Raw genomic sequence first — 11541 nt, 5'->3', positions numbered from 1 at the left:
CATGCCCATGCCCCTGAAAGATTTCCAGCGTCTTCTCTGCGACGGCATCGTCGCCCAGTTCGGCCAGGTGCGCGCGCTGTACCGGCAGATCGCCGCTGCCGCACCGGAACGCATCGACGAGGCGCGGCGCAAGGATGCCGTCATCGTATTGCAGGCACCGACCGGCGCCGGCAAGACCCGCATGGCCATCGAGGTGCTGCGCCGCGTCTCGACCGAGGAGCGGGTGCTGTGGTTCTGGTTTGCGCCGTTCACCGGCTTGGTGGAACAGTCGCGCAATGTCCTGGCGAATCAGGCGCCCGAGTTGGCGTTGCTCGACCTGGAAGTGGACCGGCAGTTGGACGCGGTGCGCGGCGGCGGCGTGTTCGTGGTCACCTGGGCCTCGCTGGCGGCCCGCAACGCCGAGAGCCGGCGCGCCCGCCAGCGCGGCGACGAGGGCATGTCGATCGACGGGGTGATTGCGCTGGCGCGCGAGGCGGGATTGCGTATCGGCTGCGTGGTGGACGAGGCGCACCATGGCTTTCAGCGCGCGGCGCAGGCACGTGCGTTTTTCTGCGATGTGCTCAAGCCCGATTACGCCTTGTTGATGACCGCCACGCCACGCGATGCCGACATGGCCGCATTCGCGCGGGCCACTGGCTATTCCGTCGGCGAGCCGGCGGATTGGGCCTCGGTCAGCCGTGCCGATGCAGTCGACGCTGGCCTGCTCAAGCGCGGCGTGCGCATGGTGCGTTTTATCGCTCGCGATGGCGATACCGCGCAACTGGTGGACTTTGAACATCTTGCCCTGCGCGAATGCGCGCAAACCCATCGCGCCATCCGCATCAGTCTGGCCGAGGCCGGTGTTGCGCTGACGCCGTTGATGCTGGTGCAAGTACCCAACGGCAAGGCGGCGCAGGAGGCGGCACGCATCTATCTGGTGGAGCAACTGGGGTTCGACGCGACAGCCGTACGCATACACACGGCCGACGAGCCCGATCCGGACCTGCTGTTGTTGGCGCAGGATCCGACCGTGGAAGTGCTGATCTTCAAAATGGCGGTAGCATTGGGTTTCGATGCGCCGCGTGCGTTCACCCTGGCGGCGCTGCGCGGTGCGCGCGATGTGGGTTTCGGCGTGCAGGTGATCGGCCGTATCGTGCGCCGGCATGCGCTGTTGCAGGCGCGGGCGGATTTGCCGCCGTTGCTGGATCACGGCTATGTATTCCTTGCCAATTCCGAGTCGCAGGAAGGTTTGCTGCAGGCCGGCGCGCAGATCAACACGCTCACCACGCAAGCTCCAGAACTGGGGACGCAGACTGTGGTCACCATGATCGGGGATGGCGCGGCCTTGCAGGTGGTGCGCAGCGGAGAGCCGCTGAGTTTGCTGGTGTCGAGCGCCGGCGTGCAGATATTGGAGGCCGACGAGGGGAGCGCAGCGATCGGCCAGGCTGGAACTGCAGGCGAAGTGGTGGACATGCTGGCCGGCACTGCGTTTGCGGGAATGGCGAGCGCTGCCCAGGCGGCGCTTGAGATGTTTGCGGGCGAAGGGGCCTGGCCCGCGCGCGCCACACCGGTGGCAGATGCGTTTGTTCTGGCCCAGGACAGCATGTATCGATATCCGCGCCGTGCCGATGCTCCGGACCGCTTGCGCGGGGAACAACTGCCCCCGGTCGCGGTAGATTTCGAGGCCCGATTGGCTGCGCATGTGGATTTTTCGGCAGAGGTATTGGCCGACCGCCTGCGCGGGCGGGTGCAGGTGCAGCGTCGCGACACCGACTTGTTTGCGGGCGACAGGGTGGCTGACGATGGCACCGACCTGTGGGCCACGCTGTCGCCTGAAGCGGTGGCCGACAAGGCCGAGCAGATCCGTCTGCGTTTGGTGGATGCCAACGATCGTGAGCTGTATGTCCGCTTGTTGGACCGATTCATTCGTGCCATCGAGGCATCCGGCGCCGATATCCCCGACAACGAAGAGCTGCAAATGCGTCAGTTGGACCTTTTGCTGGTTCGGCGCCCGGGATTGTTGCGCGATGCCTTCAGGCGCCTGCGCATGCGCCAGGTCATGGACGTGGATGTGCCGCTGCTCGCCGAACTGGCCAGCGCGCAACCGCTGCGCCGCGCCGATCGCGCACTCTATGGTGTTTTCCCCGCTGGCCTGAATCAAGACGAATTGGCCATCGCAGAGCGATTGGATGGCAGCGCCCAAGTGCGATGGTGGCACCGCAATCTCCCCAAGTCGGGTGTCGGCCTGTACCGCTGGGACGAGGGAAATGGCTTCTATCCGGATTTCGTGGTCTGCATGGCGCAGCGCGCTGCGCCGGGGATCGCGTTATTGGAATTGAAAGGCGAGCACCTGTGGGGCGCTCCAACTGAGGTGGACAAAAGTCTGGCGGCGCATCGGGACTATGGGCCCGTGTTCATGGTCGGGCGGAAACGCGGCGAGCGCGATTTCTTCTACCTGCGGGAGTTGGGCGGACGCCTACAAAGCGCGGGTTCCTTCGATCTGGATCGGATGCGATTTACATGAACTACCCCGGCTACCCCTTCACCCCGCAGCGCTTCCAGGTGCGTCCGGGGCTGAGCATGTCCTACCTCGACGAAGGCCCGCGCGACGGCGAGGTGGTGCTGATGCTGCACGGCAATCCGTCGTGGAGCTATCTGTGGCGCACGCTCGTCGCCGGCCTGGCGGACCGCTACCGCTGCATCGTGCCCGACCATGTCGGCATGGGCCTGTCGGACAAGCCGGACGATGCGCCGGGCGCGCAGCCGGGCTACGACTACACCTTGCAATCGCGGGTGGACGATCTCGATGCGCTGCTGCGGCACCTGGGCATCGATGGGCCGGTGACGCTGGCGGTGCACGACTGGGGCGGCATGATCGGCTTCGGCTGGGCGCTGTCGCACCACGCGCAGGTCAAGCGGCTGCTGATCACCAACACCGCCGCGTTCCCGCTGCCGGCGGCCAAGCCGATGCCGTGGCAGATCGCCATGGGCCGGCACTGGCGCCCCGGCGAGTGGTTCATCCGCAGCTTCAACGCGTTCTCCGCCGGGGCCTCGTGGCTGGGCGTGTCGCGGCGCATGCCCGCCGCCGTGCGCCGCGCCTACGTGGCGCCCTACGACAGCTGGGCCAACCGCATCGCCACGATCCGCTTCATGCAGGACATCCCGCTGTCGCCGGCCGACAAGGCGTGGCCGCTGCTGGAACGCTCGGCGCAGGCGCTGCCGTCGTTCGCCGACCGCCCGGCCTTCATCGGCTGGGGCCTGCGCGACATCTGCTTCGACCATCACTTCCTGGACGGTTTCCGCCAGGCGCTGCCGCAGGCCGAGGTCATGGCGTTCGAGGATGCCAACCATTACGTGCTCGAAGACAAGCACGAGGTGCTGGTGCCGGCGATCCGCAGGTTCCTGGATATCCATCCGCTGTGACCGCCGGGCTGGTCTCGAACCAGGCCGCGCGTTCTGTAGTCGGGGGTTACCGTGCGCGGATAGTGCGGAAGTCCACAAGCATCCCCGATTGGAGAAACCCATGCTGATATCGCGACTAAAGTTGAAGAACTGGCGCAACTTTCGCGAGGCGGATATCAGCCTGCTACCGCGCGTCTATCTGATCGGCGCCAATGCGTCTGGGAAATCCAATCTGCTGGACGTGTTCCGTTTTCTGCGCACCATCGCGCAGGCCGAAGGGGGTGGTTTGCAGAAGGCGCTCAAGGATCGCGGATTCATGTCCAAGCTGCGCAGCCTGCATGCCCGGCGGGATCCGGAGGTCAGCATCGAGGTCGAGTTGTCCGACTCGTTAGACGAAAACGCGACGCGTTGGAATTACGCGTTGTCCTTCAAGGCGGAAGGCAAGGGTGCGCAGCGGGTGTTCATCACCAAGGAGGTCGTGACCCGGAACGGCGAGCAGATCCTGGCGCGACCCGACGCGGACGACCACGCGGACGAGGTGCGTCTGACGCAGACGCATCTGGAGAAAATCAATAATAACGCCCGCTTTCGTGAACTGGTCGAATTCTTCTCGGCCACCACCTATCTGCACCTGGTACCCCAGCTGTTGAAGTTCAGCGACGAAATCAATGGACGGCTGATCGAGAGCGATCCCTTTGGCCAGGGCCTGTTGCAGCGGATTGCACGGACCCCGCAGAAGACCCAGGTGGCCCGGCTCAAGAACATCGCCAAGGCATTGCAGGTCGCGGTGCCCCAGTTCTCCGAATTGCAGTTCAGGAAGGACGAAGTGACCGGCGCTCCGCACTTGGAGGCACAGTTCGATCATTGGCGTGTCAATGGCGCGTGGCAGCGTGAGGAGCAGTTTTCCGATGGCACGTTGCGCCTGATCGGCTTGTTATGGGCCTTGCTGGAGAGCGACGGCCTGCTGCTGTTGGAGGAACCGGAGCTTTCGTTGAACGATGCGATCGTGGATTACATTCCTTTGATGATCGACCGGGTGCTCAGGAGCAGGAAAAAGGCTATTCGTCAGGTCATTGTGACCACGCACAGCGATAAGCTGATCGCTGCGGTCAGCGATCCTGGTTCGGTCGTCCTGCTGGAGCCTGGCGACAACGGCACGACCGTCCGTGGACCCAGCGAGGAAGAAGAGTTGGCCATGGAAAGCGGCCTGAACCCTGCCGAAGTTTTGCTCCCCAAGACACGCCCTGAGCGGATCGAACAGATGGGTTTGTTTTGATGCGGCAGGTGCATGCTCAGGGTGCTCCGCGCGGATTTTCTGTCCGCTTTGCCGTGACGGAAGCCGAAGCTGGCTGTTGGCAGACAGCGAGGCACTAGCAGACTTCCTGCATGTTTCCCGAGCGAAGATGCCGGACAATCCGGACGGGCTTGTCGATCCCAAGCGACAAGTACTGGCGTTGGCCGCGCGTTCGTCCAAGCGCTTGCTCCGGCAAGAAATGATTTCCGAACGGGATCGCAACAAGCCGGGTCTAGGCTACAACGTGCACCTGTGCGACTTCGCCGCGCGTTACTGGCGCCCCTCGGAAGCATCGCGGGTCTCGCCTAGCCTGTCGCGTGCCATGATCCGGCTCGCCGAGCTGGCGGCGGCGTGAACTGCCAGCGTTAGATGCCGGGTAGCGGATTGCGCTCGATCTCGGTCACCTCCTCCCAGTCGGCAGGGGTCAGCAGCGGTAGCCCATGCGCCAGCCGCGACTTGTCGCACTGCGCGCTGCGTTCGCCGAACTCCAGCGAGGCGGGCACCGCGGCGCACACCGACGGGCGCCGGTCGTGGATCGTGCAGCGGCTGTAGCGGCCGATCTCGGCATCCAGCGCCACGCAGCGCGGCTGCGCCTGCGAGGTGCCGCGCATCACCCGTTCGTGGGTGCGCAACGGCTCGGTGAGTGCGAACGGGACCCTGCCGCCCAGTGCGGGATCGGCCTCGCTCCAGTGGAAGCTGACGCGGAAGTAGGCGCAGCAGGCGCCGCAGGTGAGGCAGGGATGTGCCATGGGAGGCCGGACCTTGCGCGGCAAACAGCGTTGGGGGCGCGGCATTCTGACCGAACCGCCGCGCGCTGCAAGCACGGCGGCGTTCAGCAGGGATGGTCGCGGGGATCAGGCCAGTCGCGGCGCCGCGTGCTGCTGCAGGAAGGCCAGAAAGCTGGCGAGCTTGGGCAGCGGCTGGCGGTCCTGCCGGTACAGCGCGTGCACCGGCCGGCTGGCCGGCAGGTAGGCGTCGAGCAGGCCGACCAGGCGGCCGGCGGCCAGGTCCTCGGCCACCAGCACCTGCGGCTGCAACAGCAGCCCGGCGCCATGCAGCGCGGCCTGGCGCAGCGCGGCGCTGCTGTTGCAGCGCAGGGCGGTCTCGGTGGGCCAGCTTGCGCGCGTGCCGGACGGGGCCAGCCACCACGCCGAGCGCGGGTTCCAGGCGGCGTGGCCGAGGCAGCGGTGCGCGGCCAGGTCGGCGGGCGTGACCGGCACGCCGTGGCGCGCCAGATAGGCCGGCGCGGCGCAGATCGCCATGCGGTAGTGGCCCAGCGGCCGTGCCACCAGGTCCAGCGCGGGATCGAGCGCGCCGACCCGGATCGCCAGGTCGATCCCGTCCCCGATCAGGTCGACCACGCTGTTGCTCAATTCCAGTTCCATGCGCACCTGCGGGAACCGCTCCTGGTACTCGGCCACCGCTGCGGCGATCACGCATTCGCCCAGCGTGGTGGCGGCGCTGATCCGCAGCAGCCCGCGGGGCGAGGCGGCCAGGCGCTCGACCGAACCCTCGGCCCAGCGCAGCTGTTCGAGCACGCGCCTGCCCTCCTCGTGGAAGTGGCGACCGGCCTCGGTCAGGCCCTGGCGGCGGGTGCTGCGTTCCAGCAGGCGTGCGCCCAGATGGGTCTCGAGCTGCTGGACCAGCTTGCCGACCATCACCGCACTGATGTCCAGCCGGCGCGCGGCGGCGCTGAAGCTGCCGGCCTCCACGGCGGCGACGAAGACCTCGATGCTGCGCAGCTTGTCCACGATTGCGAACCCTAGGTTTGCAGTGCCGGAAATTCTGCGCCATTTTTCGCCACTTGGTACACGGCCAGACTGCCTGCCTCACAACCGCAGGAGCAGTGGCATGAAGGCAGTCGTCATCGGCGGGACCGGCACCCTGGGCAAGGCCGTGGTGCAGGAGCTGGCGCGCGACCACGAGGTGATCGCGGTCGGCCACACGCGCGGTGCGCTCACCGTGGACATCACCGACGATGCCAGCGTGCAGGCGCTGTTCGCCGCGCTGGGGCCGGTGGATGCGATCGTCTCGACCAGCGGCGAGCTGCACTTCGGCGAGCTCGCCACGCTGCAGCCGGCGCAATTCGCGCTGGGCCTGCAGCACAAGCTGCTGGGCCAGGTGCGGCTGGCGCTGCTCGGCCAGCACCATCTCAACGACGGCGGTTCGATCACGCTGACCGGCGGCATCGTCGCCGACGAGCCGATCCGCGGCGGCAGCAACGCCACCACGGTCAATACCGCGCTGGAAGGCTTCGTGCGTGCGGCGGCGTGCGAGCTGCGCGGCGGCCGCCGCATCAACGTGGTCAGCCCGACCGTGCTGAACGAATCGGTCGAACGCTACGCGGCGTTCTTCCCTGGGTTCGAGAGCGTCAGCGCCGCACGCGCGGCGCTGGCCTACCGGCGCAGCGTGGCCGGCATCCAGAGCGGGCGCGTGTTCCGGGTCGGCTAGCGGCATGGCCAACGCCATCGGCGATAATCGGCCGATGACCACGACCACGACCTGCAACATCGCCGCGACGCTGCCGCTACTGGCGCGCGAGCGCCCCGACCAGATCGCGATCCGCTGCGCGGGCCGCCGCGGCGCCGACGGCCTGGCTGCCTACGACGTGACCCTGAGCTATGCGCAGCTGGATGCGCGCAGCGATGCGATCGCCGCCGGATTGGGCAGTTACGGCATCGGCCGCGGCACCCGCACGGTGGTGATGGTGCGGCCGTCGCCGGAATTCTTCCTGCTGATGTTCGCGCTGTTCAAGGCCGGTGCGGTGCCGGTGCTGGTGGATCCGGGCATCGACAAGCGCGCGCTCAAGCAATGCCTGGACGAGGCGCAGCCGGAGGCGTTCATCGGCATCCCGCTGGCGCAGCTGGCGCGGCGCCTGCTGGGCTGGTCGCGCTCGGCGCGGCGCATCGTCACCGTGGGCCGGCGCTGGGCCTGGGGTGGCACCACGCTGGCGCGGATCGAGCATGCCGGCAGCGGCGCCGGCAGCCAGCTGGCCGCGACCGCGGCCGACGACGTGGCCGCGATCCTGTTCACCAGCGGCTCCACCGGCGTGCCCAAGGGCGTGGTCTACCGGCATCGCCATTTCGTCAGCCAGATCGAACTGATGCGCAACGCATTCGACATGCAGCCCGGCGGCATCGACCTGCCGACCTTCCCGCCGTTCGCCTTGTTCGATCCCGCGCTGGGGCTGACCTCGGTGATTCCGGACATGGACCCGACCCGTCCGGCCAGCGCCGATCCGCGCAAGCTGCACGATGCGATCGACCGCTTCGGGGTGACCCAGCTGTTCGGTTCGCCGGCACTGATGCGGGTGCTGGCCGACTACGGCCGGCCGTTGCCGAGCGTGCGCTGCGCGACCTCGGCCGGCGCGCCGGTGCCGCCGGAGATCGTGGCCAGGATCTGCAGCCTGCTGCCGGTGGACGGCAAGCTGTGGACACCGTACGGCGCCACCGAATGCCTGCCGGTGGCGGCGATCGAGGGCCGCGAACTGCAGGACACGCGCGCGGCCACCGAAACCGGCGCCGGCACCTGCGTCGGCGCGGTGGTGGCGCCGAACGTGGTGCGCATCATCGCCATCGACGACGCGGCAATCCCCGAGTGGCCGGGCGTGCGCGAACTGCCGGCAGGCACGGTCGGCGAGATCACCGTGGCCGGGCCAACCACCACCGATAGCTACTTCAACCGCGACGCGGCCACGCGCATCGCCAAGATCCGCGAGCGCCTGGACGACGGCAGCGAACGCATCGTGCATCGCATGGGCGACATCGGCTACTTCGACGCGCAGGGCCGGCTGTGGTTCTGCGGGCGCAAGACCCAGCGCGTGGAGACCGCGCACGGGCCGCTGTACACCGAGCAGGTCGAACCGATCTTCAACACCTTGCCGTGGCTGCGCCGCAGCGCGTTGGTCGGGATCGGCGCGGCGGGCGCGCAGCGCCCGCTGCTGTGCTACGAACTGCAGCCGGGCGTGGCGCCGCCGGCGCAGCCGGACGCGGTGCTGCGCGCGCTGGCGCAGACGCATGCGCACACCGCCGGCATCGCCGATTTCCTGCGCCATCCGGGTTTCCCGGTGGATATCCGCCACAACGCCAAGATCGGCCGCGAGAAGCTGGCGCTGTGGGCCAAGGTCCGCGTGCGCTGAAGCCGCGGCGATGGGCGAGCGCTACCGGCTGGACGATCTGCGCATCGACGTGGCACGGCAGCGGGTCGAGCGCGACGGCGTGGCGCAGGCGGCGTTGGACGAGGCGCTGGGGCGCGGCACCGACGATGTCACGCTGAAGAAGTGCGAAGCGCCGCAAGATCAATGGCTCGGGCCGCGCGTGGCGCTGCCTGCAAGCGCGCGGATCGCCTTCCCCGGCGACCCCGGCTATCGTGTGCGTCCTGGTGCGATCGGTGCGGCGCGATGAAGATAGTGGTGACGGGCGGTGGTGGATTCCTGGGCCAGGCGCTGTGCCGCGGCCTGGTCGCGCGTGGGCACGAGGTGATCAGCTACAACCGCGGCCACTATCCGGAACTGCAGGCGCTGGGCGTGGCCCAGGTGCGCGGCGACCTGACCGATGCGCAGGCGCTGCACCACGCCGTCGCGGGCGCCGAGGCGGTGTTCCACAACGCGGCCAAGGCCGGTGCCTGGGGCAGCTACGACAGCTACTACCAGCCCAACGTGGTCGGCACCGAGCACGTGCTGGCCGCCTGCCGCGCGCATGGCGTGGGCCGTTTGATCTATACCTCCACGCCGAGCGTGACCCATCGCGCCACCCATCCGGTGGAAGGCCTGGGTGCGGACCAGGTGCCATATGGCGAGAACTTCCAGGCGCCATACGCGGCGACCAAGGCCATCGCCGAACGCGCGGTGCTCGCCGCCAACGATGCGCAGCTGGCGGTGGTGGCGCTGCGGCCGCGATTGATCTGGGGGCCGGGCGACAACCAGATCCTGCCCAAACTGGTCGCGCGCGCGCAGGCCGGGCGCGTGCGCCTGGTCGGCGGCGGCGGCAACCGCGTCGATTCCACCTTCATCGACAATGCCGCGCAGGCGCATTTCGACGCGTTCGAACATCTGCGCGTCGGTGCGGCCTGCGCCGGCAAGGCGTACTTCATTTCCAACGGCGAGCCGCTGCCGATGCGCGAGCTGCTGAACAAGCTGCTGGCCGCGGCCGGCGCGCCGCCGGTGACCAAGACCCTGTCGTTCAAGGCGGCCTACCGGATCGGCGCCGCCTGCGAAACGCTGTGGCCGCTGCTGCGCCTGCGCGGCGAGCCGCCGCTGACCCGCTTCCTGGCCGAGCAGCTGTGCACGCCGCATTGGTACAGCATGCAACCGGCGCGGCGCGATTTCGGCTACGTGCCGCAGGTTTCGATCGAGCAGGGCCTGCAGCGGCTGGCGTCATCATGGCGCCGCGACACTTCCGTCACTTCCTGACGACCGGCGGTTTCCGAAGATGGCTGCGCGCCGATTCGGCACGACAACTTCTGGACCTTGCCATGCTGCATTACGCCATCGTCTTCTTCGTCATCGCCATCATCGCGGCCGTACTCGGATTCAGCGGCATCGCCGGTGCGGCGACCAACATCGCCTGGATCCTGTTCGTGGTGTTCCTGATCCTGGCGGTGATCTCGATGTTCCGTCGCGGCAAGGTGTAGTCGCCCGCGCTGCATCCCGAACGGCCCGCCGCAGCGGAGACATCCGGTACGGCGGGCCGTTCGTTTGTGTGCGCGCCGCCAGCGCGCGATTCACGCCATTGCGTGGCAGGTGCCCTATTCGCCGGATCCCGGCAACGCCACCGCGCTACGCAGCGCCGCATCCTGCGCGTGGCGTTCCAGCGCCAGCTCGATCAGGCGCGTGATCAGCGCGCGGTAACTCAGCCCGCTGGCCTGCCAGAGCTTCGGATACATGCTGATGCGGGTGAAGCCGGGCAGGGTGTTGAGTTCGTTGACCACGATGCGGCCGTCGCCGCTCAGGAACACGTCGACCCGCGCCAGGCCGGCGCATTCCAGCACGGCGTAGGCGCGCAACGCGACGGCGCGGATGCGTTCCTGGGTGGCCTCGTCGATCGCCGCCGGCACCACCAGCGCGGCGCCGGTCTCGCTGACGTATTTGGTCTCGTAGGAATAAAACGCATCGTGCACCACCACCTCGCCGCAGACGCTGGCCTGCGGGGCATCGTTGCCGAGCACCGCGCATTCGATTTCGCGCCCGTCGATCGCCGCTTCCACCAGCACCTTGTGGTCGTAGGCCAGGGCCAGCGCCAGCGCCGCAGCGAAGCCGGCCGCATCGTGCACCTTGCTCACGCCGACCGACGAACCCTGGTTGGCCGGCTTGACGAATAACGGCAGCCCGAACTGCGTGGCCAGCGCGGCGAAATCGGCCTGCGCCGCATCGTGGCGGCGGATGCAGGCAAACGGCGCCACCTCCAGCCCGGCATCGCGCAGCAGGCGCTTGGCCACGTCCTTGTCCATCGCCAGCGCCGAGCCGAGCACGCCGGAGCCGACGAACGGCAGCCCGGCCATGCGCAACAGGCCTTGCAGCGAGCCGTCCTCGCCCAGGGTGCCGTGCACGATCGGGAACGCCACATCGATCTGCTCCAGCGCCTGCGCCGGCTGCAGCGCGCGCAACGGCTGCGCGTCGTCGCCAGGGATCACCGCCACGCCGTGGCCGCTGCGCTGCAATGCGATCCGCGCCGGATCGTCGGCATGCAGCAGGAAGCCGTCGCGCTCGTTGGCATGCCAGCGGCCCTGCTTGTCGATGCCGATCAAGGTGGCATCGAAGCGCTGCGGGTCCAGCGCATCGACGATATTGCGCGCCGACTGCAGCGAGACCTCGTGCTCGGCCGATTTGCCGCCGAAGATGATGCCGACCCGGATCTTGCGCATGCATG

Annotated in this window: 12 protein-coding genes; 9 read left to right on the top strand and 3 right to left on the bottom strand. The window is 68.1% G+C overall.

Annotation, left to right across the window (positions count from 1 at the left end; translation table 11 throughout):
• The first annotated feature begins 1 nt into the window (after position 1).
• From FZ025_RS08620 to FZ025_RS08605, 4 genes are all read left to right on the top strand, one after another.
• The gene (locus FZ025_RS08620) at positions 2 to 2503 is read left to right on the top strand and encodes a DEAD/DEAH box helicase (protein ID WP_046979496.1); all 2502 of its coding nucleotides are present in this window, start codon (positions 2 to 4) and stop codon (positions 2501 to 2503) included.
• The gene (locus tag FZ025_RS08615; RefSeq protein WP_046979497.1) at positions 2500 to 3402 is read left to right on the top strand and encodes an alpha/beta fold hydrolase; all 903 of its coding nucleotides are present in this window, start codon (positions 2500 to 2502) and stop codon (positions 3400 to 3402) included. Before FZ025_RS08620 ends, FZ025_RS08615 begins: the two co-directional genes overlap by 4 nt.
• A 100-nt stretch (positions 3403 to 3502) precedes the next feature.
• On the top strand, positions 3503 to 4657 hold the full coding sequence (locus FZ025_RS08610) for an AAA family ATPase (protein WP_046979498.1): 1155 nt from the start codon (positions 3503 to 3505) through the stop codon (positions 4655 to 4657).
• A gap of 76 nt (positions 4658 to 4733) precedes the next feature.
• Positions 4734 to 5030, top strand: coding sequence for a hypothetical protein (locus FZ025_RS08605; RefSeq protein ID WP_146093526.1), 297 nt, complete (start codon positions 4734 to 4736; stop codon positions 5028 to 5030).
• A 10-nt stretch (positions 5031 to 5040) separates the two neighbouring features.
• Here FZ025_RS08605 and FZ025_RS08600 read toward each other — a convergent pair whose 3' ends face one another.
• Both FZ025_RS08600 and FZ025_RS08595 read right to left on the bottom strand, forming a co-directional pair.
• Positions 5041 to 5424 carry a YkgJ family cysteine cluster protein gene (locus tag FZ025_RS08600; protein WP_046979500.1) on the bottom strand — a complete coding sequence of 128 codons (384 nt, stop codon included), beginning with the start codon at positions 5422 to 5424 and terminating at the stop codon, positions 5041 to 5043.
• Positions 5425 to 5529: 105 nt separating this feature from the next.
• The gene (locus FZ025_RS08595; protein WP_046979501.1) at positions 5530 to 6426 is read right to left on the bottom strand and encodes a LysR family transcriptional regulator; all 897 of its coding nucleotides are present in this window, start codon (positions 6424 to 6426) and stop codon (positions 5530 to 5532) included.
• A gap of 100 nt (positions 6427 to 6526) precedes the next feature.
• On the opposite strand from FZ025_RS08595, the gene FZ025_RS08590 reads away from it, so the two are divergent.
• From FZ025_RS08590 to FZ025_RS08570, 5 genes are all read left to right on the top strand, one after another.
• Positions 6527 to 7126 (top strand): short chain dehydrogenase, encoded by a 600-nt coding sequence (locus FZ025_RS08590; protein WP_046979502.1) that lies wholly within the window; start codon positions 6527 to 6529, stop codon positions 7124 to 7126.
• A 34-nt stretch (positions 7127 to 7160) separates the two neighbouring features.
• Entirely contained in the window at positions 7161 to 8813 is a 1653-nt protein-coding gene (gene oleC, locus FZ025_RS08585; RefSeq protein WP_046979521.1) for an olefin beta-lactone synthetase, read from the top strand.
• Positions 8814 to 8823: 10 nt separating this feature from the next.
• Positions 8824 to 9078: a hypothetical protein gene (locus FZ025_RS08580; RefSeq protein WP_046979503.1), complete on the top strand. Its 255-nt coding sequence runs from the start codon at positions 8824 to 8826 to the stop codon at positions 9076 to 9078.
• Positions 9075 to 10085 carry a 2-alkyl-3-oxoalkanoate reductase gene (gene oleD / locus FZ025_RS08575; protein ID WP_046979504.1) on the top strand — a complete coding sequence of 337 codons (1011 nt, stop codon included), beginning with the start codon at positions 9075 to 9077 and terminating at the stop codon, positions 10083 to 10085. Before FZ025_RS08580 ends, oleD begins: the two co-directional genes overlap by 4 nt.
• A 62-nt stretch (positions 10086 to 10147) precedes the next feature.
• The gene (locus tag FZ025_RS08570; protein WP_046979505.1) at positions 10148 to 10306 is read left to right on the top strand and encodes a DUF1328 domain-containing protein; all 159 of its coding nucleotides are present in this window, start codon (positions 10148 to 10150) and stop codon (positions 10304 to 10306) included.
• Positions 10307 to 10420: 114 nt separating this feature from the next.
• On the opposite strand, the gene ddlA is transcribed toward FZ025_RS08570, so the two are convergent.
• Positions 10421 to 11536, bottom strand: a complete 1116-nt coding sequence (ddlA, locus tag FZ025_RS08565) for a D-alanine--D-alanine ligase (RefSeq protein WP_046979506.1) — start codon at positions 11534 to 11536, stop codon at positions 10421 to 10423.
• Positions 11537 to 11541: the final 5 nt, after the last annotated feature.

The organism is Xanthomonas hyacinthi, assembly GCF_009769165.1.
Taxonomy (GTDB): domain Bacteria; phylum Pseudomonadota; class Gammaproteobacteria; order Xanthomonadales; family Xanthomonadaceae; genus Xanthomonas_A; species Xanthomonas_A hyacinthi.
This window is presented reverse-complemented; position numbering and strand designations above follow the sequence as displayed.